Genomic DNA, 19,809 nt, shown 5'->3' with positions numbered 1-19,809 from the left:
GTATCAGTGCCGGATTTACTGGCTGGCACGCCGTCTTCGCGGGCAAGCCCGCTGCCAAAGGATCGCGCCCATCCCCCATTTGTGTTGACGGCGTAAGCATGAACATCAACGAAAACCTCAAGGACTACCAACAGGTTCGTGGCCTGGCGATCCAGTCGTTGTTCGAGATTATCGAGCAGTCCAGCGAAGGCACGGTGATTGTCGACCGTGACGCGAATATCGTCTGGATGAACGAGCGCTACGCCAAGCGTTTCGGCCTGAACAGCGCCGATGAAGCCATCGGCCAGCCGTGTGAACAGGTGATTTCCAACAGCCTGTTGCGCCAGGTGGTGCGCAATGACCAGCCGATCCTGCTGGATATCCAGGACACGCCCAAAGGCCCGCTGGTGGTGATGCGCCTGCCGATCCACGACGATGCCGGCGCGGTAATTGGCGCGATTGGGTTTGCGCTGTTCGATGAACTGCGCAACCTGTCGCCGCTGATCGAACGCTACCTGAGCATGCAGCAGGAGCTGGCCTCGACCCGTTCGTTGCTGCGCAAACGCCAGAGCAAGTACAACTTCGCGCATTTTATCGGCACCAGCGCAGCCAGCCTCGAAGTCAAGCGCCGCGCCCGGCGCAGCGCGAGTGCCGAGTCGCCAGTGTTGCTGCTCGGCGAAACCGGCACCGGCAAGGAGCTGCTGGCGCAAGCGATCCACGGCGCCTCGCCGCGGGCGCACAAGGCATTTGTCAGCATCAACAGCGCGGCGATTCCGCATGATTTGCTCGAGGCCGAGTTCTTCGGCACTGCACCCGGCGCGTTTACCGGCGCCGACCGCAAGGGCCGTCCCGGCAAATTCCAGATTGCCCAGGGCGGCACGCTGTTCCTCGATGAAATCGGCGACATGCCACTGCCGCTGCAAAGCAAGCTGCTGCGGGTGCTGCAGGAAAAGGAATTCGAACCGGTCGGCTCCAACGAGATGCTGCACAGCGATGTGCGCGTGATCGCCGCGACGTCGATGGACCTCGAAGCGGCAATCAAGCGCGGGGAATTTCGGGCAGACCTGTATTACCGGCTGAACGTGCTGCCGATCCAGGTGCCGCCACTGCGTGAACGCCTGGAGGATATTCCGGCGCTGAGCGAGGCGATCCTGGAGGAGCTGCGCAGCCAGCATGAACTCGACCGTGAAGCCCTGGGGTTGTTGGCGCAGCATGCGTGGCCGGGAAATATCCGCGAGCTGCGCAATGTGCTGGAGCGCGCGGCGTTGTTGAGTGATGGCCTGGTGTTGGATGCCGAGGAAATTCGCGCGGCGATCGGCACCTTTACCCCGGTCGAGCGCACCGCAGTGCCGGCCGTAGCCGGTGAAACATTCAGCGCAGCACGCGAGCGCTTTGATCGGCAGGTGATTGGGGCGGCGCTTGCGGCGTGTGAAGGCAATGTGGTGGACGCGGCGCAGCAGCTGGGGCTCGGCAGGTCGACGCTGTACAAGAAGATGGTGGCGTTGGGCATTGCTCAGTCTCAATAAAGAGACACAGTTCCACAAATATAGACACTCTAGTGTAGGAGCGGGCTTGCCCGCGATAGCGCTGTGTCAGTCGGCTCACCAGGCACTGGGACACCGTCTTCGCGGGCAAGCCCGCTCCCACAGGGGATCTCCCGCAGTCTCAAAATAGAGATAAATCTCACAAGACGTTTAGCCAAAGCAGAAAATATTCTTATATTTCAATAAGTTAAATATTTGGCACACATCTCGCTATAGCCCTTCCCCACCACAACACCCCCACAAAAATAACAATCCGATGGAGACACACCATGAGTGTGATCATTGCCCTGGCAGCCCTCGCGCTGCTGATGCTGGCTGCCTACCGTGGCTATAGCGTTATCCTGTTTGCCCCCATCGCCGCGCTCGGCGCTGTCCTGCTCACCGATCCTTCTGCCGTTGCCCCCGCGTTTACCGGGGTGTTCATGGAGAAAATGGTCGGCTTTATCAAACTGTATTTTCCGGTGTTCCTGCTCGGGGCGGTGTTCGGCAAGCTGATCGAGCTGTCGGGCTTTTCGCGCTCCATCGTGGCGGCGGCGATCCGCTTGCTCGGCACCCGCCAGGCGATGCTGGTGATCGTGCTGGTGTGTGCCCTGCTCACCTACGGCGGCGTGTCGCTGTTTGTGGTGGTGTTTGCGGTGTACCCGTTTGCCGCGGAGATGTTTCGTCAGAGCAATATCCCCAAGCGCCTGATCCCGGCGACCATCGCCCTCGGCGCGTTTTCGTTCACAATGGATGCCCTGCCCGGCACGCCGCAGATCCAGAACATTATCCCCAGCACCTTCTTCAACACCACCGCCTGGGCCGCGCCGTGGCTGGGGTTGATTGGCACGATCTTCGTGTTCTGCACCGGCATGCTGTACCTCGCGCGCCAACGCAACAAGGCCCAACGCGCCGGTGAAGGCTACGGCACCGAGTTGCGCAACGAGCCGGAAACCGCCGACAACCTCAGCCTGCCGAACCCGTGGATTGCGCTGTCGCCGCTGATCCTGGTCGGCGTGATGAACCTGCTGTTCACCCACTGGATCCCCCAGTGGTATGGCAAGACCCACAGCCTCAGCCTGCCGGGCATGAGTGCGCCGGTGACCACCGAAATCGCCAAGCTCACCGCGATCTGGGCGGTGCAGGCGGCGTTGCTGGTGGGGATCCTGATGGTGCTGGTGTTTGGCTGGTCGGCAATCAAGAGCAAGCTTGCCGAAGGCAGTAAAAGTGCGGTCAGCGGTGCGCTGCTGGCGGCGATGAACACCGCGTCGGAATACGGCTTCGGCGCGGTGATCGCTTCGTTGCCAGGTTTTCTGGTGCTCGCGGACTGGCTCAAGGGCATTCCCAACCCGCTGGTCAACGAAGCAATTACCGTGACCTTGCTGGCCGGTATCACCGGTTCGGCCTCGGGCGGCATGAGCATCGCCCTGGCCGCCATGTCCGAGAGCTTTATTTCGGCGGCGCATGCGGCCAATATCCCCCTTGAAGTGCTGCACCGGGTCGCCGCCATGGCCAGCGGCGGCATGGACACCCTGCCGCACAACGGCGCGGTGATCACGCTGTTGGCGGTCACCGGGCTGACCCACCGCGAAGCCTACAAGGACATTTTCGGCATCACGATCATCAAGACCCTCGCGGTGTTCGTGGTGATCGGTACTTTCTACGCCACCGGCATTGTGTGAGGTTTTCATGACGACATTGAACGGCAAGACCGCCCTGGTTACCGGCTCCACCAGCGGCATCGGCCTGGGCATCGCACTGAGCCTGGCCAAGGCCGGCGCCAACCTGATCCTCAACGGTTTCGGCGACGCCAGCGCGGTGATTGCCCAGGTGCAGGCGTTCGGCGGCAAGGTCGGCCATCACCCGGCGGACGTCAGCGACCCGACGCAGATCGCCGACATGATCGCCTACGCCGAGCGTGAGTTCGGCGGCGTGGACATCCTGGTCAACAACGCCGGCATCCAGCATGTGGCGGCCGTGGAAGACTTCCCGGCCGAGCGCTGGGACTCGATCATCGCGATCAACCTGTCCTCGGTGTTCCACAGCACGCGCTTGAGCTTACCGGGCATGAAGGCCAAGGGCTGGGGGCGCATCGTCAACATCGCCTCGGTGCACGGCCAGGTCGGTTCGGTGGGCAAGGCCGCGTATGTCGCGGCCAAGCATGGCGTGATCGGCCTGACCAAGGTGGTCGGCCTGGAAACCGCCACCAGCAACGTGACCTGCAACGCGATTTGCCCGGGCTGGGTGCTGACGCCACTGGTGCAGAAGCAGATCGATGACCGTGCCGCCAATGGCGTCGACCCGCAGCAGGCACAGCATGATCTGCTCGCGGAGAAACAGCCGTCGCTGGAGTTTGTCACGCCGCCACAACTGGGTGAGCTGGTGCTGTTCCTGTGCAGTGAGGCGGGTGCCCAGGTCCGCGGGGCCGCCTGGAACATCGACGGTGGCTGGCTGGCCCAGTAACCCGCGCGATGCCCCAAACATAGATCCAAATGTGGCAGCGCGCTTGCTCGCGAATGCGGTTTGCCAGTAACGCATAGGCTAACTGACCCACCGTATTCGCGAGCAAGCCCGCTCCCACATTGGAACGGTGATTTGTGGCTGACTTCATACAAGAACTAGAGACCGTGCTGATGTCCGACATCCTCTGGCAACCCTCCCCCGAACGCATCCGCAACACGCGGATGGACCAGTTCCGGCGCTATATCAACGAACACCACGGCGTGCAGCTCGGCGACTACGCCGCCCTGCACCAATGGAGCATCGACCAGCGCCCGGCCTTCTGGCAGGCGATCGTGGCATTTTTCGAGGTGCAATTTCGCAGCCCGCCAACGGCCACGCTGATCGAAGACCGCGAGATGCCCAGCGCCCAGTGGTTTCCCGGCGCCACGCTGAATTTTGCCGAACACCTGCTGCGCCGCCGCGATGCCCACCCCGCCGTGATTGCGATCAGCGAAGACGGCCGGCGCGAACAACTGACCTACGCCGAACTCGCGGCCCACGTCGCCGGCCTGCAGCGCAGCCTGCGTGCGGCCGGGGTCGGCGTGGGTGACCGGGTCGCCGCGTGCATGCCCAACACCTGGCAAACCCTGGTCGGCATGCTCGCCACCACCAGCCTGGGCGCAATCTGGTCATGCTCATCGCCGGACTTCGGCACCCAGGGCGTGATCGACCGTTTCGGCCAGATCGAGCCCAAGGTGCTGATCACCTGCGCCAGCTACCGCTATGCCGGCAAAACCATCGACCAGAGCACCAAGCTGAATGAAATCCTGGAGCGCCTGCCGTCCCTGCAGCAATTGATCATCGTGCCGTACGCACGGCCGCAGGCGCAGGTCGAGGACTACCGGACCCAGGCCAATGTCGCGCTGTGGGAGGACTTCTATCGCGCCGGTGGCGAGCCGGAATTTGTCCCGGTGCCGTTCGATCACCCGCTGTACATCCTGTATTCCAGCGGCACCACCGGCGTGCCCAAGTGCATCATCCACGGCACCGGTGGCGTGTTGCTCACCCACCTCAAGGAACACGGCCTGCACGCCGACCTTTCGCGTGAGGACTGCCTGTTCTACTACACGACCTGCGGCTGGATGATGTGGAATTGGCTGGTGTCGGTATTGGCCCAGGGGGCCACGGCGGTGCTGTATGACGGCTCGCCGTTTCATCCGGGGCCGGAGCGCTTGATCGATCTGATCGACGCGGAACGCATCAGCGTGTTCGGCACCAGCCCCAAGTTTCTCGCCACCCTCGAAAAGGCCGGGCTGCAACCGCGCCTGAGCCATGACCTGGGCAGCCTCAAGGGGCTGATTTCGACTGGTTCGCCGCTCTCGCCGCAGAGCTACGACTACGTGTACCGCAAAATCAAGGGTGAGCTGTGCCTGTCGTCGATGTCCGGCGGCACCGATATCGTCTCCTGCTTTGTGATCGGCAACCCGGTGTTGCCGGTGCGTCGCGGTGAAATGCAGTGCAAGAGCCTGGCGATGGCCATCGAAGTCTGGGATGACCAGGGCCAGCCGCTGGTCGGCGAAAAAGGCGAGCTGGTGTGCACCCGGCATTTCCCGGCGATGCCGATTGGCTTGTGGAACGATCCGGGCCAGAAGAAGCTGCGCGCCTCCTACTTCAGCCAGTTCCCTGGCGTGTGGGCGCAGGGCGACTACGCCGAACAGCGTCCCAACGGCAGCCTGCTGATCCACGGACGCTCCGACGCAGTGCTCAACCCGGGCGGTGTGCGTATCGGTACGGCGGAGATTTATCGCCAGGTGGAAAAAGTCCCGCAGGTGCTGGAGAGCCTCGCCATCGGCCAACGCTGGCAGGACGACGTGCGGGTGGTGCTGTTTGTGCGGCTCAACGACGGCGTCACGCTGGACGACGCGCTGGAGCAGCAGATTCGCCAGGTCATCCGCGCCAACACCACGCCACGCCACGTGCCGGCGAAGATCCTTGCCGTCACCGATATCCCGCGCACCATCAGCGGCAAAATCGTCGAACTGGCGGTGCGCAATGTAGTGCATGGCGAGCCGGTCAAGAACACCGACGCACTGGCCAATCCGGAGGCGCTGGCGCAGTTTCGCGACCGTCCTGAACTGGCCTGAAGATGAAAGGTTTCAGCCCTGAAGCACTCATTTGAAGACAAAGCCCCAATGCATGCTATTTTTCGAGGGGTAGTCAGCCGTTCCCGACTCACGGGATAATCGGCCTTTGTCATTTTCAAAGCGTCATGCTCAGGGCTTTTTCATGAAAGGAACATCCACCGGTAGCGAAGCTGCTGCATTGATTGCGCGGCTGGACTGGGCGCAAAGCCCCCTCGGTGAGGCCAATGATTGGCCGCAAAGCCTGCGCACAGCCGTGGATATCGTCGTCAATTCGCCGATGCCGATGCTCCTGCTGTGGGGCAGCCAACTCACCCAGCTCTACAACGATGGCTTCGCGCGCCTGGCAGGCAACAAGCACCCCGAGGCGATGGGCCAGCCGGCCCATGCGACCTGGCCGGAGCTGGAAAGCTTTACCGGGCCGGTCTACGACGCCGTCCTCAGCGGCCAGGTACGCACCTTCAGCGAGCAGCGCTTCGTGCTGCAACGCGACCACCGCGATACCGACATCTGGCTGGACCTGACCTACAGCCCGATCCGCGACGAAAGCGGCTGCGTGGCCGGCATCCTGGTCACCGCCATCGAAACCAACGAGCGTCGGCGCGTCACCTTCGAACTGCAACAGCGCTCCGAAGACAGCCTCAAGGCCCAGCACAACAGCGAGCAACGCCTGCAACTGGCCCTGGCCGCCACCGACGCGGTGGGCACCTGGGACTGGGACATCGGCGAGGACCGCTTTATCGCCGATGCGCACTTCGCCTACCTGCATGGCGTTGATCCCGACGATGCCGGGCTGCTGCCCATCAGCGCCTACCTGCAAGGCGTGCACCCCGAAGACCGCGCCATGGTGGCGCGCAGCATCAAGCACTGCATCACCTTCGGCACCGAGTACGCCGAGGAATACCGTCTGCTGCAGGCCGATGGCCAGGTACGCTGGGTGTTCGCCCGTGGCCGCTGCTACAAGGACGCGCACGGCCGCCCGGCGCGCTTCCTCGGCGCCGCGCTGGACCTCACCGAGCGCAAGCACACCGAGCAGGCCTTGCGCCAAAGCCAGACCGAGCTGCAGCTGATCATCAACGCCATGCCGGTGCTGATCGGCTATGTCGACCACGAACAACGCTTTCGGCTGAACAACAGTGCCTACCTTGAGTGGTACGGCATGACGCCCCAGGAGCTGTACGGCAAGAGCATCCGCGAAGTGCTCGGCGAGGAGGTGTATGCCGGGCGCGCGGACAAGATTGCCGCCGCGCTCAAGGGCAAGGCCTGCAGCTTCATGACCATCACCCCGCACCGCGACGGCCGACCGCGCCATGCGCTGATGAAGTACCTGCCGCGCTTCAGCAATGACGGTTCGGTGAATGGTTTCTACATCTTTGTGATCGACGAGACCGAACGCAAGCTCACCGAAGAAGCCCTGCGCCACCTCAACGAGAACCTCGAGGAACGCGTGGCCCAGCGCACCCAGGCGCTGGCCGAGGCCAACCAGCGCCTGCAGAACGAAATGTTCGAGCGCGAACGCGCCGAAGATGCCCTGCGCCATGCGCAGAAAATGGAAGCGGTAGGCCAGCTCACCGGCGGTATCGCCCACGACTTCAACAACATGCTCACCGGCATCATCGGCAGCCTCGACCTGATGCAGCGTTACATCGCTGCCGGGCGCAGCGACGACATCGGCCGTTTCGCCGACGCCGCGGTGTCCTCGGCCCATCGCGCGGCCGCCCTCACCCATCGGCTGCTGGCGTTCTCCCGGCGCCAGTCGCTGGACCGCCGCCCGACTGATCCCAACCAGCTGGTGGCCTCGCTGGAAGACTTGTTCCGGCGCACCAAGGGCGCGCACATCAGCCTCAAGGTGCAACTGGGCCACGACATCTGGCCGGTGAACACCGACGCCAGCCAGCTGGAAAACGCCCTGCTCAACCTGGTGATCAACGCGCGCGACGCCATGCCCGATGGCGGCGAGATCCTGATCGAGACCGCCAACAGTTATCTCGACGGCACCGACATCACCACCCTTGAACCGGTGCGCGCCGGCGACTACGTGATGCTCGGCGTGTGCGACAACGGCACCGGCATGGCGCCGAAGATCCTGGCCAAGGCATTCGACCCGTTCTTCACCACCAAGCCCATCGGCCAGGGCACCGGCCTCGGGCTGTCGATGATCTATGGGTTTGCCCAGCAATCCGGTGGCCACGTGACCATTCAGAGCGAACCAGGCCAGGGCACCTGCGTGCGCCTGTACCTGCCACGCCTGCACGGCACCGCCCTGGAAAGCAGCCTGCCGCCGAACCTCAGCGAGGCACCGCTGGCGCTGGCCGGCGAAGCCGTGGTGGTGGTCGAGGATGACCCGGCGGTGCGCATGCTGGTGGTGAATGTGCTCGACGAACTCGGCTACACCGCGCACCAGGCCGCCGATGCCCGCACCGCGCTGCCGCTGCTGGAATCGGATTTGCGCGTGGACTTGCTCGTCACCGACGTCGGCCTGCCGGGCATGAATGGCCGACAACTGGCGGAAATCGCACGCCAGCATCGACCGGGTCTCAAGGTGCTGTTCATGACTGGTTACGCTGAAAAAGCCGCCGAGCGCCAGGGCTTCCTGGAGGACGGCATGGACATGGTCGCCAAGCCATTTTCCATCGACTTGCTGGCGACAAAAATCCGCAGCATGATCAGCGTCGAAGAGTGAGTTCAGGCATAATCGCGCGCCGTCGCACACCTGGTAGAGACCAATGAAAGCCCAAGCCCGCCATATCCTGGTGAAAACCAGCGAAGAAGCCGAACAACTCAAGCAACGCATTGCCAAGGGCGAAGCGTTTGATGTGTTGGCCAAGAAGTACTCGACCTGCCCGTCCGGCAAGCGCGGCGGGGACCTGGGTGAAGTGCGGCCGGGGCAGATGGTCGGGGCGATCGATGCGGTGATCTTCAAGAAGCCGGTAAAAGTGGTGCACGGCCCGATCAAGAGCAAGTTCGGGTATCACCTGGTGCAGGTGTTTTACCGGGATTGATCGCTTGCTGCTGTGGTGGTTGTGAGTAGTTGTGGTGAGCGGGCTTGCCCCGCGTTGGGCTGCGTAGCGGCCCCAAAATCTTGGGAGCGCTGCGCACTCCAACGCGGGGCAAGCCCGCTCACCACAACAAGCCCGCTCACCACAGAAGCCCGCTCACCACACGGAGCGGCTTAAATTCGCGGGATGAGCGCACCAGGCACTTGAATCACCCGGCTCGCCAACCGATGTCCGGCCAACGCGGCCTCCTCTGTTGAGCCGCCTTTCAGCCGACCCGCCAAATACGCCGCACTGAACGAATCCCCCGCAGCCGTGGTGTCCACCACTTTCTCGACCTTCAGCGCAGGCACTGAAAAGCGCTCGCCGTTGCAGCGAATCAAGCACGCATCCGCCCCGCGCTTGAGCACTACTTCGGCGATACTCGGGTAGGCCGCGAACACTTGCTCGCTGTCTGCATAGCCAAACACAGCGCGCTCGTCATCCTCGGTGAGCAAGGCGATGTCCACCTCGGCCAACACCGTGTGATACGCCGCGCGTGCCGCTTCGACACTGGCCCACAGGCGCGGCCGGTAGTTGTTGTCGAACACCACTCGGCCGCCGCGCCGACGGGTTTCCACCAGCGCTTGCAGCAAACGCGCGCGCCCGACTTCACCCAATACCGCCAGGGTAATACCGCTGAAATACACCACGTCATAACCCGGCAAGGCCGCCAGGATCGGCTCGGCGGCCGGCGTGGTGAAGCAGTCGCGCACCGCCGCTTCGTTGCGCCAGTAGAGGAATTTGCGCTCGCCGTTGGCGTCGGTCTGGATGCAATAAAGCCCCGGCAGGCGACCAGGCAGGCGCTGGACCTGCGCCAGGCCAAGGCCCTCTTCGGCCCACTGCGCGCACATGGCATCGCTGAAACTGTCGTCGCCCAGGGCGGTGACGTAGTCGACGGCGCCGCTATCGCCCAGCTCGCGGCGCAGGTACACCGCCGCGTTGAGGGTGTCGCCGCCGAAGCTCTGGTGCAGGCTGCCATCGGCGCGGTGTTGCAGTTCGATCATGCATTCGCCGATCAGGGCGATGCGCAAGGGTGTGTTCATGCCTTCTCATCTCTGGTGTTCTGTGGGGCGTCATCGCCGGGGGCGCCTGCAGGGGAAAGCGCTGCCAGGCCGGCGATGGAGCAACGCGGACTAGAAGCAGGTCTGCAGGGACTCGATCACCTGCAACTGCTCATCCACCAGGCAGCCGACCTGCCACTTGTCGAAGGTCAGGCAAGGGTGCGAAGTACCGAACGAAATGATGTCGCCGATACGCAGTTCCACACCCGGCGCCACGCTCATGAAGGCGTGCTGGTCCATCACCGCGGTGACGGTGCAGGCGCTTACGTCATCGCCTTCCGCCGGCACGATCCCGGCCTTGTAGCGCTTGAGCGGCACCGGCAGGCCGGCGTCGTAGGCCACGTCGCGCTTGCCCAGGGCGATCACCGCAAAACCTGGCTCGGGCAGCGATTGCACATGGGCCCAGACTTCCAGTGCCGGGCGCAGGCCTTCGTTGAGATCGCTGCGGCGGTCAAGCACGCAGCACTGTGCTTGCTTGTAGATGCCATGGTCGTGGGCCACGTAGCTGCCAGGGCGCAACACACTGAGGAAACGGCCGGCGGCGTTCTGCTCTTCGAACGACTCGGCGATCAAGTCGTACCAGGCCGAACCCGAGGCGGTGACGATCGGTTTGGGCAGGTCAAAGGAGCCATTGTTCTGCAGATCGACAGCCAGGCGCACCAGGCTGGCGGCGAAATCGCGGATGCCGCTGATGGCGTGCTCGCCGTGGATCACGCCTTCATAGCCTTCGATCCCCGTGAGGGCCAGCGCCGGCTGGGCCTTGATCGCCTTCGCCAGGTCACGCACTTCCTGCTCGCTGCGGCAGCCGCAACGCCCCCCCACCACACCGTATTCGATCATCACGTTCAGGCGCAGGCCACGGGCAGCGAAAAACAGACCGAGGTCGGCGACGTTGTCCGGGTGATCGACCATGCAGTGGAAGTCGAAATCCTGGTCGGCCAGCAGGTCGGCGATCAATGCCATGTTCGGCGCGCCGACCAGTTGATTGGCCATCAACACGCGACGCACGCCACCGGCATACGCAGCACGGACCTGCACGGCGTTGGCCAGGGTGATGCCCCAGGCGCCGGCCTCGATCTGGCGTTGGAACAGCGCCGGCATCATGCTGGTCTTGCCATGGGGCGCAAGCTCTGCGCCACTGCGGCTGACAAAGTCCTGCATCCAGCGGATGTTGTGTTCCAGGGCCTCGCGGTGCAGCACCAGGGCAGGCAGGCTGACGTCGCGGACCAGGTGTGCACCGACGGCGGCGGCGCCTTTTTCAACGGCATTGTTGGCAGGCATGGAAGGTTCCTATTCGTTGATGCGACGGGCCAGGTTGTTGGCGCTTTCGATCAGCACCCGGCGGTAGTCGTTGTAATTTTTGATCGCATCGGCGCGCGGCGCGACGATGCATAGAGTCGCAATGCTGATGCCCTGCGCGTCCCGCACCGGGGCGGCAAAGCAATGGGTAAAGGTGTCGGCCACACTGTCGAAGGAGAAGAACCCATCGAGCGTGGCCTGGCGGATCTGGGCCAGGAAGGTCTCCAGCGGCAGGCGCTGGCCGTCCGGCAGGATGAAGTCGGCGTAGTCGATCAGGTCGATGATCTGCTGGTCGCTCAAGTGCCCCAGCAACAGGCGCCCGGACGCGGTCCACGGGATCGGCGCGTTTTCGCCGATGTCCGAGGAAATACGAAAATGCCGCTCACCCTCGCGCATCAGCGCGACCGTGTATTTGCGCCCGTTGAGCAGGCACATCTGCGCGGTTTCGTGGGTCTGGCTGACGATTTCCTGCAGGGCTTGGTCGGCCTCGCGGGTCAGGTCGAAATGACGCAGGTGCGCCTGGCCGAGGAAGTACAGCTGGCGACCCAGGTAGACGTGACCGTCCTTGCCGACCGTTTCCAGGATGCGCCGTTCGAGCAGGGACGCGACCAGCTCGTAGACCGTGGATTTCGGGCTGCCGATGCCGCTGGCGATATCATTCGGGCGCAGGGGCTGGCCGATTTCCTTGAGAAAATCGAGGATATCGAATGCCCGGTCCAGGCCCTTGGCGCGGCGTTTGATGGTGTCTTCGGTCATGGCGGTTTTCGGTCCGGTCAGAATGTTGCTATCAACACAAATCCCCTGTGGGAGCGGGCTTGCTCGCGAATGCAGTGGATCAGTTACAGGTGCGCTTAATGACACACCGCATTCGCGAGCAAGCCCGCTCCCACATTTGATCAGCTTTGGGCTTCAGATCCGGGCATTTAGCCTTTTTTCTTGTAGGCCACGCAATCGATCTCGACCTTGCAGTCCACCATCATGTTGGCCTGCACGCAGGCGCGCGCCGGGGCGTGTTCCGGGGTGAAGTATTCACCGAATACCTTGTTGAAACTCCAGAAATCCCGTGGGTCTTCCAGCCAGACGCCGACGCGCACCACATCTTTCAATTCGTAACCGGCCTCTTCGAGGATCGCCACCACGTTACGCATGGTCTGGCGGGTCTGTTCGATGATGCCGCCGTTGATGATTTCACCGTCCACCGCTGGCACCTGGCCCGAGACGTAGAGCCAGCCGTCCGCTTCCACCGCGCGGGCGAAAGGACGTGGCTGGCCACCGCCGGCGGTGCTGCCGGTGCCGTAACGAGTAATGCTCATAAATATATCTCCTGCTGAAAAATCGATTAAAAACGAATGTTCTTCAAAAACTCCGCCAGGCGCGGCGATTGCGGCCGCTCGAAGATGTCCTTCGAGGTGCCCTGCTCTTCAATGCGGCCCTGGTTCATGAACACGATCTTGTCGGACACTTCATAGGCAAAGCGCATTTCGTGGGTGACCAGCAACATGGTCATGCCCTCTTCCGCCAGGCCCTTGATCACACTGAGCACTTCCCCAACCAGTTCCGGGTCGAGGGCCGAGGTAACTTCGTCGAACAGCATCAGGCTGGGATTCATCGCAATCGCGCGGGCAATCGCCACACGCTGCTGCTGGCCACCCGAGAGCTGGCCCGGGAAGTGATTGCGCCGCTCCAGCAGGCCGACGCGGTCGAGCCATTTTTCGGCGAGGGCCACGGCTTCGTCCTTGCCCATCTTCTTGACCTTGAGCAGGCCGAGGGTCACGTTCTGCAACGCGGTCAGATGTGGGAACAGGTTGAATTGCTGGAACGCCATGCCCGTCATCGCGCGGTGCTGGGCAATCACCCGCTCGGGGTGACGCACGCGTTTGCCGGCAATCTCGCTGTAGCCGATGGACTCGCCATCCAGGGTGATCTGGCCACCCTGGAATTCCTCCAGCAGGTTGACGCAGCGCAGCAGCGTGGTCTTGCCCGAGCCGCTGGAGCCGATCAATGTCACCACGTTGCCGCGCTGCATGGACAGGTCGACGCCCTTGAGCACTTCGACCTGGCCGTATTGCTTGCGCAGGCCACGGATGTTCAGCAGCGGTTGGTTGGTTTGAGGTTGGTTCATGGCAAGGCCACCCGCTTTTCAATGTAGCGCCCGAATAACTCGATGGCGTAGTTGATGACAAAGAACATAAAGCCTGCGAACAGGTAGAACTCCAGGGTCATGAAGGTGCGTGCGATCACCTGTTGGGTGCTCAGCAGCAATTCGGCCACGCCGATCACCGACAGCAAGGTCGAGGCCTTGACGATTTCCGTGGAGGAATTGACCCAGGTCGGCAGGATCTGGCGCAGCGCCTGCGGCAACAGCACGTAGCCCAGGGACTGGTAAAACGTCAGGCCGATGGCCTTGCCCGCTTCCAGTTGCCCACGGGGAATGGCTTGCAGCGCGCCGCGCACGATTTCCGAGACATGAGAGCCGCAGAACAGCGTGAGCCCGACGGCACCGGCCTGGAATGCGCTGATCTGCCAACCGAGCGCCGGCAGCATGTAAAAGCACGCCAACACCAGCACAAACACCGGCGTGCCACGGATCAGGTCGACATACAGGCGAAACGGCGCGCGCATCCAGAATTTGCCGTAGGTCAGGATCAACCCGGCGACGATGCCGATCAGCGTGCCGAAAATAATCGCCAGTGCCGAGACATACACACTGGCCTGGAACCCCGCCCAGAGGGTGTCCCGGGCGATCCACAACTCATGCAACCAGCTGGGGGATTCGTACATGGAAACCTTCCTTAACGACGGATCGCCAGACGCTGTTCCAGGTAACGGAGCAGCATGGCAATGAGGTAACAGGCAGCCACGTAGAGCGCGGTCGTGACCAGCCAGGTTTCAATCACCCGGTAGCTTTCGACGTTGATCTTGCGGGCGTAATAAGTCAGCTCGGGCACCGCAATGGCAGCGGCCAGCGAGGTGTCCTTGAACAGCGAAATAAAGTTGTTCGACAGGGCTGGCAGCACGTTGCGCAACATCACCGGCACGGTGATATAGGCACGGATGCGCCATTCGCCCAGGCCGATGGCCAGGCCGGCTTCGCGCAAGCCCTTGGGAATATTCAACAGCCCGGCGCGGAACACTTCGGTCAGGTAAGCCCCGGCGTACAACGACAAGGTGATAATGAACGAGGGGATCTTGTCCAGGCGGATACCCAGGCTGGGCAGCGCGAAGTAGATCAACAGGATCAGCACCAGGATCGGCGTATTGCGGATCACCGTCACATACACCGAGGCGAGCACACGCAAGACCTTGTGTTTGGACAGCATGGCAAATGCCATCAACAGGCCGATCACGCAACCGATGGCGATCGACAGCAGCGCCAGCTCGAGGCCCAGGCCGAGCCCCGCCAGCAAGCTGGGGAAGTCGCGCCACACGGCGGCAAAGTTCAACTGATAGTTCATGGTCGGCAGTACCTGAATGGGGCGCCGTCAGCGACGCCCCAGCGTTTACGAATTACTTGAACTCAACCGGGAAGCCGATCGCCGGTTCCGGCAGATCCACACCGAACCATTGCTTGAACGAGGCCTTGTAGGTCGGGAACTCCACACCGGTCATGGCTTCATGCAGCGCGGTGTTGACGAAGTTCAGCCAGTCCTGGTCGCCACGCTTGACGGCGCACGCGTAGGTTTGCGGGCTCCAGGCGTAGGTCGGGCTGCGGTAGCGGCCGGGGTTCTGCACCATCAGGTATTTGACCGAGGACTGGTCGGTGGCGGCGGCATCGGCGCGGCCGGAGTTCACCGCCTGGTACATCAGGTCGACGCTGTCGTACTGGTCGACCTTGGCCTTGGGCAGTGCCTGGTGCACCAGTTCCTCGGCGTAGACGTTCTGCAGCACGGCGACGGTGACGCCATCACCGGCGGCCTGCAGGTCTTCGATTTCCTTGTATTTGCTGTTGTTCGGCAGCAGCAGGCCCACGCCTTCACGGTAGTAAGGCAGGGTGAACGCCACTTGCTGCGCACGGCTGGCGGTGACGGTGATGAACTGGCAACTCATGTCGACCTTGTCGGTCAGCAGGTTGGGAATCCGTGCGTCTGACGACTGCACCACAAACTCGACCTTGCTCGGGTCGTTGAACAGACCCTTGGCCACAATGCGGCCGATGTCGATATCAAACCCCTGCAACTTGCCATCCGCTCCCTGGAAGTGCCACGGCGCATTGGTACTGCCTGTACCCACGATCAGGTGCCCACGCTTGAGCACATCATCGAGCTTGCTGTCCGCCGCCTGCACTACGCTGGCGAGGGAAGCCGATGCGGCGAAGAGAAAAACACACGCTTTAAACACGGAAGGTCGGTGATGCATGACAAGCACTCCAGGAGTTGTGTATTCCGCTATACCGGAACATAGTATGTAACAACGGAATAGACAGCAGAAAGTGTGCCACACGCGGTAACAGAAAAATATGACAGGACTAAATTGCTTATAAATCAGCTAGATGAACACTCGCGATTCAACAGGCGTTGCGCCACTACCTGGAATCATTTTGCTACCCAAGGCCCCAGACGCCGGTGACAGCCACTGACCCGTGCGCCACAACGGTGTTACCCCGCACCATCACGGTGCGCGGCAGGCATGGAAAAATCGCGGCGCTCGGCTAGCCTTGATGCAATGCCTACACGCCCCGCTGCAGGAGCCGGCTTACTGGCGAAAATCGTCAACGCTGACGCCGGCGCCGACAGATGGGCGCCATTTGGTTGAGAGGGTCTATGTCGATAAAAGTCTGTCTTGTCGCGGGTTTGCTGACGTTGCTGGTGGCTGGCAACGCTGCGGCCAGTAACGACCGCCGTGAATGCAAGGAAGAACTGCGCAAGCTCAACGATGCCTTGAGCACCAACTACACCAGCCAGAATCATCATGGTTACCGCCAGGCGAAAGCCTCGCGGGACAACCTGGAATACAAGAAATGCGCGAGCCAGGCCCGCAAGGCGCGCGAGCGGGTGGAGCGCGACGATGACCTGTGAAGGTTGACAGTAGACGCAGGTGATATCCCGGCTTAGCGTTGGCAACACACCCACGCGGCCTGAAGGGAGATGACCATGGGAGTGGCCACGCAAGAAATTTCCAATGCGCAGGAGTTTGCCAGGGTGCTTAACACACCACGCCCGGTGTTCATTCTGTTTGTTAGCGAACACTGCGCTGCCTGTGCGACTGCAGGGCCGCTATTTGCCAGGACGGCCGGCAGGCATCCCTGGATCGTCAGCCTGATACTCGATTGCGCGCACACGCCGAGGCACCCTGATGTGACGGGCACCCCGACATTACTGATCTACCTGAACGGAACCCTGGTAGACAAACTCAAAGGTTTCGGCCCTGAAGAAGACCAAGTGCAGTGTGTGCAGGCCTTGTTCAGCCGCTATGACCGCAGCCTGCGTGCAAAAGCACCTGCGTCACCCGGCGCTCCTCCACTGCGGCTACCGTCAGACGCCAGCCCTCATGCTCCAGGCTATCGCCCACCACCGGCAGGCGGTCGAGCAGGCTCATCACCAAACCCGCCAGGGTTTGATAATCCTCGGTTGCGGCAGCCTTGAAACCGGTACGCTGACGCACCAGGTTCAGGTTCAAGGCGCCATTGGCACGATAGCCACCCGCTTCCTCGACAATGTCCGGGCCCTCGACTTCACTGGCGTCCGGCAACTCACCGGCGATGGATTCAAGGATGTCAGTCATGCTCAGCACCCCCATGAAGTCGCCGAATTCGTTGATCACGAAGGCGATATGGGTCGACTCCTGACGCATCTGCTCCAGCGCGTTGAGAATCGAAAAACTCTCCAGCAAGTTGATCGCGCGGCGCGCCAGGTGCTCCAGGTTCGGCTCGTTGCCGGCCAGGTATTCCTTGAGCAACTCCTTCTTGTGCACAAAGCCCAAAGGCTCATCGACATCGCCGTTGCGGATCAACGGCAACCGCGAGTAAGACGAATGCATCAGTTTCAGGCGGATAGTCTCGGGATCGTCCGCCAGGTCAATACAGTCGACCTTGGCCCGCGGCGTCATCAGTGTGCGAATCGGCCGCTCGGCCAGTTGCAGCACACCGCTGATCATCACGCGCTCACGCCGATCGAACAGCGGGCCCTGTGCAGCATCCGACTCGCCCAGCAGGTCGGCAACCTCTTCACCCACCTCCTCCACCGCCAGGCTGCGACCGCCGAGCAAGCGCATCACCGCGTGCGCGGTACGCTCACGCACCGGCAGCACACCTTGTGCAGACTTCTTGCGACGCGCGCGGGCAATCTGGTTGAACACCTCGATCAGGATCGAGAAACCAATCGCCGCGTACAGATAGCCTTTCGGGATATGGAAGCCCAGGCCTTCGGCGGTCAGCGCGAAGCCGATCATCATCAAAAAGCCCAGGCACAGCATGATCACCGTCGGGTGCGCGTTGACGAATCGCGTCAGCGGCTTGCTCGCCACGATCATCAGGCCGATGGACACGATCACCGCGATCATCATGACCGCCAGCTCATCCACCATGCCCACGGCGGTAATCACCGCGTCGAGGGAGAACACCGCGTCAAGCACCACGATCTGCGCCACGATCGGCCAGAACATCGCATAAGCCACATTGCCGGAGCGCTGTGCCACATGCCCTTCGAGGCGTTCGTGCAATTCCATGGTGGCCTTGAACAACAGGAACACACCGCCAAACAGCATGATCAGGTCACGCCCCGAGAAGCTCTTGTCGAACACCTCGAACAGCGGCTGGGTCAGGGTGACCAACCAGGAAATACTCGCCAGCAAGCCCAGGCGCATCAGCAGCGCCAGCGACAAACCGATCAAGCGCGCACGGTCGCGCTGCTCCGGTGGCAGTTTGTCCGCCAGGATCGCGATAAACACCAGGTTGTCGATACCCAGCACCAGTTCCAGCACAATCAAGGTCAACAGGCCGAGCCAGGCCGTTGGATCCGCTAACCATTCCATTTATAGAGTCTCTTTACAGGTTTCAGAATGCCGGGCACGACAAGGCGCGATCAGTGGATGACCGGGACAAGGTTAGCAAGCGAAATACGGGGTGCTTCAGCGGGAACAGCAACAGCGGATGTCTTGGGGAAAGACGACTGGGAGGCTCCGAGAGGGTGTTCATGCAAGTCCTGAAATGACAAAAGGACTTGAATCCTACAGCCGAAATACAAATTTCCTACAACGCAAAACTATTACAAGATCTGTACACCAAGCCAACACAAAACCCATTTAGCAGCGGGCTTGCTGGCGAGTGCGGTGTGTCAGTCAACACATGAATTAACTGAATCACCGCCTTCGCGAGCAAGCCCGCTCCCACATTTTGCCCTGCGTCGCGTCAGCTTTTACGGGTTGCATCATCCAGCGCCAAAATCGTATGCGCATTCGTCACCGTCGTCGCCAGCGTATTGATCACCCCCGACCGCAACGCCCCCAGCGTCGCCGCGGCCTTGGTGTTCTCGCTGGCAATCGCCACCACGTCTGGAATCCGAAACAGCTCCTGTACCGTCAACCCGATCACTCGCCCCTGAATCGCGTTGACCGCCGGCTGGCCGTGAATGTCGATAAAGTCATAGCCCATCATGTCGCCCACAGTGCCGGACAACCGCGCCTGGGCAATTTCCTGAGGCGAGAACCAGCCCATGCGCACCATGTTGCTGTTCTCGCTCATGTCGCCGATACCGATCAAGGCGATATCGGCACGCCGCGCCCGGTCGAGGGTCGAGCGCACCGTGTCGTTATTGATCAACACCCCGCGCAGCTCCGGGTTGGCGACCAGGGCCGGGGCGTACAGGCTTTCGCTTTCACCGCCAAACCGCAGCGCCAGGCGCCGGCAGATATGGTCGGGGTTCATGTATTCGCCCGCCTTGAGCGAACCGCCGATCGCACAGACAAACGTGCAGTTGCGCGTCACCGGCAGGAACACGTTATCGGCCACCGCACCGACGTTGCGCCCCATGCCCACGGCGACAATCATGCCGTCGCTGAGCGTCTTGTTCAGGTAGTTGGCGACCAGGCTGGCGACGGCCGAGCGCTGGGTGTCGGGCTCACTGTGATCGACGGCGATCAACGCGCGATCCAGCTTGAAGCGCTTGACCAGGGCCTGCTCCAGCTCGTTGTTCATGGCCGGATGCTGCAACACGCGCACCTCGACAATGCCCTCATCGCGTGCACGCTTGAGCAGGCGACTGACCTTTGCGCGTGACAGGTCGAAGCGCTTGGCGATGGCTTCCTGAGTGACGTTCTCAAGGTAATAGAGCATCGCCACTTCGGTCATCTGATCGATATCGCTGGCTATGCGCTGGGTACTGTCACTCAT

Annotated in this window: 17 protein-coding genes and 1 pseudogene; 8 read left to right on the top strand and 10 right to left on the bottom strand. The window is 62.1% G+C overall.

The window, feature by feature from the left end; genetic code table 11:
• Positions 1 to 98 precede the first annotated feature (98 nt).
• The 6 genes from AC07SI_RS19550 (at position 99) to AC07SI_RS19525 (ending at position 9,087) form a co-directional block, all read left to right on the top strand.
• Complete coding sequence (locus AC07SI_RS19550) at positions 99 to 1,505, top strand: sigma-54 interaction domain-containing protein (protein ID WP_495006311.1); 1,407 nt, start codon at positions 99 to 101, stop codon at positions 1,503 to 1,505.
• A gap of 287 nt (positions 1,506 to 1,792) precedes the next feature.
• Entirely contained in the window at positions 1,793 to 3,184 is a 1,392-nt protein-coding gene (locus AC07SI_RS19545; RefSeq protein ID WP_065907757.1) for a GntP family permease, read from the top strand.
• A gap of 7 nt (positions 3,185 to 3,191) precedes the next feature.
• Complete coding sequence (locus AC07SI_RS19540; protein WP_495006310.1) at positions 3,192 to 3,965, top strand: 3-hydroxybutyrate dehydrogenase; 774 nt, start codon at positions 3,192 to 3,194, stop codon at positions 3,963 to 3,965.
• 170 nt (positions 3,966 to 4,135) lie between these two features.
• On the top strand, positions 4,136 to 6,088 hold the full coding sequence (locus AC07SI_RS19535) for an acetoacetate--CoA ligase (protein WP_495006309.1): 1,953 nt from the start codon (positions 4,136 to 4,138) through the stop codon (positions 6,086 to 6,088).
• Positions 6,089 to 6,230: 142 nt separating this feature from the next.
• The gene (locus AC07SI_RS19530; protein ID WP_201144975.1) at positions 6,231 to 8,768 is read left to right on the top strand and encodes a PAS domain-containing hybrid sensor histidine kinase/response regulator family protein; all 2,538 of its coding nucleotides are present in this window, start codon (positions 6,231 to 6,233) and stop codon (positions 8,766 to 8,768) included.
• Between the two features lie 43 nt (positions 8,769 to 8,811).
• On the top strand, positions 8,812 to 9,087 hold the full coding sequence (locus tag AC07SI_RS19525) for a peptidylprolyl isomerase (protein WP_003174397.1): 276 nt from the start codon (positions 8,812 to 8,814) through the stop codon (positions 9,085 to 9,087).
• Between the two features lie 170 nt (positions 9,088 to 9,257).
• Here the strand turns inward: AC07SI_RS19525 and AC07SI_RS19520 are convergent, their stop codons facing one another.
• The 8 genes from AC07SI_RS19520 to AC07SI_RS19485 all read right to left on the bottom strand — a co-directional run bounded on the left by AC07SI_RS19520 (position 9,258) and on the right by AC07SI_RS19485 (position 15,839).
• Complete coding sequence (locus tag AC07SI_RS19520) at positions 9,258 to 10,166, bottom strand: sugar kinase (protein WP_495006308.1); 909 nt, start codon at positions 10,164 to 10,166, stop codon at positions 9,258 to 9,260.
• Between the two features lie 90 nt (positions 10,167 to 10,256).
• The gene (locus tag AC07SI_RS19515) at positions 10,257 to 11,465 is read right to left on the bottom strand and encodes an amino acid deaminase (RefSeq protein ID WP_120448865.1); all 1,209 of its coding nucleotides are present in this window, start codon (positions 11,463 to 11,465) and stop codon (positions 10,257 to 10,259) included.
• A gap of 9 nt (positions 11,466 to 11,474) precedes the next feature.
• On the bottom strand, positions 11,475 to 12,239 hold the full coding sequence (locus AC07SI_RS19510) for an IclR family transcriptional regulator (protein WP_065907743.1): 765 nt from the start codon (positions 12,237 to 12,239) through the stop codon (positions 11,475 to 11,477).
• 167 nt (positions 12,240 to 12,406) lie between these two features.
• A complete protein-coding gene (locus tag AC07SI_RS19505) occupies positions 12,407 to 12,796 on the bottom strand; it encodes a RidA family protein (RefSeq protein ID WP_032896881.1) in 390 nt (129 codons plus the stop codon).
• A 26-nt stretch (positions 12,797 to 12,822) separates the two neighbouring features.
• The gene (locus AC07SI_RS19500; protein WP_065907741.1) at positions 12,823 to 13,605 is read right to left on the bottom strand and encodes an amino acid ABC transporter ATP-binding protein; all 783 of its coding nucleotides are present in this window, start codon (positions 13,603 to 13,605) and stop codon (positions 12,823 to 12,825) included.
• Entirely contained in the window at positions 13,602 to 14,264 is a 663-nt protein-coding gene (locus AC07SI_RS19495; RefSeq protein WP_065907739.1) for an amino acid ABC transporter permease, read from the bottom strand. Before AC07SI_RS19495 ends, AC07SI_RS19500 begins: the two co-directional genes overlap by 4 nt.
• Positions 14,265 to 14,275: 11 nt before the next feature.
• Positions 14,276 to 14,938, bottom strand: coding sequence for an amino acid ABC transporter permease (locus AC07SI_RS19490; RefSeq protein ID WP_065907738.1), 663 nt, complete (start codon positions 14,936 to 14,938; stop codon positions 14,276 to 14,278).
• Positions 14,939 to 14,990: 52 nt separating this feature from the next.
• The gene (locus AC07SI_RS19485; RefSeq protein ID WP_065907736.1) at positions 14,991 to 15,839 is read right to left on the bottom strand and encodes a transporter substrate-binding protein; all 849 of its coding nucleotides are present in this window, start codon (positions 15,837 to 15,839) and stop codon (positions 14,991 to 14,993) included.
• Positions 15,840 to 16,243: 404 nt separating this feature from the next.
• On the opposite strand from AC07SI_RS19485, the gene AC07SI_RS19480 reads away from it, so the two are divergent.
• Positions 16,244 to 16,498 (top strand): hypothetical protein, encoded by a 255-nt coding sequence (locus AC07SI_RS19480; RefSeq protein WP_065907734.1) that lies wholly within the window; start codon positions 16,244 to 16,246, stop codon positions 16,496 to 16,498.
• Positions 16,499 to 16,567: 69 nt separating this feature from the next.
• Positions 16,568 to 16,855 (top strand): annotated as a pseudogene (locus AC07SI_RS19475) (thioredoxin family protein); the annotation flags it as partial.
• Between the two features lie 28 nt (positions 16,856 to 16,883).
• On the opposite strand, the gene AC07SI_RS19470 reads toward AC07SI_RS19475, so the two are convergent.
• Complete coding sequence (locus tag AC07SI_RS19470) at positions 16,884 to 18,452, bottom strand: TerC family protein (RefSeq protein WP_213553971.1); 1,569 nt, start codon at positions 18,450 to 18,452, stop codon at positions 16,884 to 16,886.
• 376 nt (positions 18,453 to 18,828) lie between these two features.
• Complete coding sequence (locus AC07SI_RS19465; RefSeq protein WP_025857542.1) at positions 18,829 to 19,809, bottom strand: sugar-binding transcriptional regulator; 981 nt, start codon at positions 19,807 to 19,809, stop codon at positions 18,829 to 18,831.

This window comes from Pseudomonas sp. GW821-FHT05D12 (assembly GCF_059419825.1).
The sequence above is the reverse complement of the archived record's forward strand: the minus strand, read 5'-3'. Positions and strand labels throughout refer to the sequence as shown.

What these genes read in the sequence shown, in the direction of transcription:
- AC07SI_RS19550 (WP_495006311.1), top strand. Translation starts at nt 99, where the DNA reads ATGAACATCAACGAAAACCTCAAGGACTACCAACAGGTTCGTGGCCTG.
- AC07SI_RS19520 (WP_495006308.1), bottom strand. Translation starts at nt 10,166, where the DNA reads ATGAACACACCCTTGCGCATCGCCCTGATCGGCGAATGCATGATCGAA.
- AC07SI_RS19490 (WP_065907738.1), bottom strand. Translation starts at nt 14,938, where the DNA reads ATGAACTATCAGTTGAACTTTGCCGCCGTGTGGCGCGACTTCCCCAGC.
- AC07SI_RS19480 (WP_065907734.1), top strand. Translation starts at nt 16,244, where the DNA reads ATGTCGATAAAAGTCTGTCTTGTCGCGGGTTTGCTGACGTTGCTGGTG.
- AC07SI_RS19545 (WP_065907757.1), top strand. Translation starts at nt 1,793, where the DNA reads ATGAGTGTGATCATTGCCCTGGCAGCCCTCGCGCTGCTGATGCTGGCT.
- AC07SI_RS19470 (WP_213553971.1), bottom strand. Translation starts at nt 18,452, where the DNA reads ATGGAATGGTTAGCGGATCCAACGGCCTGGCTCGGCCTGTTGACCTTG.
- AC07SI_RS19510 (WP_065907743.1), bottom strand. Translation starts at nt 12,239, where the DNA reads ATGACCGAAGACACCATCAAACGCCGCGCCAAGGGCCTGGACCGGGCA.
- AC07SI_RS19540 (WP_495006310.1), top strand. Translation starts at nt 3,192, where the DNA reads ATGACGACATTGAACGGCAAGACCGCCCTGGTTACCGGCTCCACCAGC.
- AC07SI_RS19515 (WP_120448865.1), bottom strand. Translation starts at nt 11,465, where the DNA reads ATGCCTGCCAACAATGCCGTTGAAAAAGGCGCCGCCGCCGTCGGTGCA.
- AC07SI_RS19535 (WP_495006309.1), top strand. Translation starts at nt 4,136, where the DNA reads ATGTCCGACATCCTCTGGCAACCCTCCCCCGAACGCATCCGCAACACG.
- AC07SI_RS19505 (WP_032896881.1), bottom strand. Translation starts at nt 12,796, where the DNA reads ATGAGCATTACTCGTTACGGCACCGGCAGCACCGCCGGCGGTGGCCAG.
- AC07SI_RS19525 (WP_003174397.1), top strand. Translation starts at nt 8,812, where the DNA reads ATGAAAGCCCAAGCCCGCCATATCCTGGTGAAAACCAGCGAAGAAGCC.
- AC07SI_RS19530 (WP_201144975.1), top strand. Translation starts at nt 6,231, where the DNA reads ATGAAAGGAACATCCACCGGTAGCGAAGCTGCTGCATTGATTGCGCGG.
- AC07SI_RS19465 (WP_025857542.1), bottom strand. Translation starts at nt 19,809, where the DNA reads ATGAGTGACAGTACCCAGCGCATAGCCAGCGATATCGATCAGATGACC.
- AC07SI_RS19500 (WP_065907741.1), bottom strand. Translation starts at nt 13,605, where the DNA reads ATGAACCAACCTCAAACCAACCAACCGCTGCTGAACATCCGTGGCCTG.
- AC07SI_RS19485 (WP_065907736.1), bottom strand. Translation starts at nt 15,839, where the DNA reads ATGCATCACCGACCTTCCGTGTTTAAAGCGTGTGTTTTTCTCTTCGCC.
- AC07SI_RS19495 (WP_065907739.1), bottom strand. Translation starts at nt 14,264, where the DNA reads ATGTACGAATCCCCCAGCTGGTTGCATGAGTTGTGGATCGCCCGGGAC.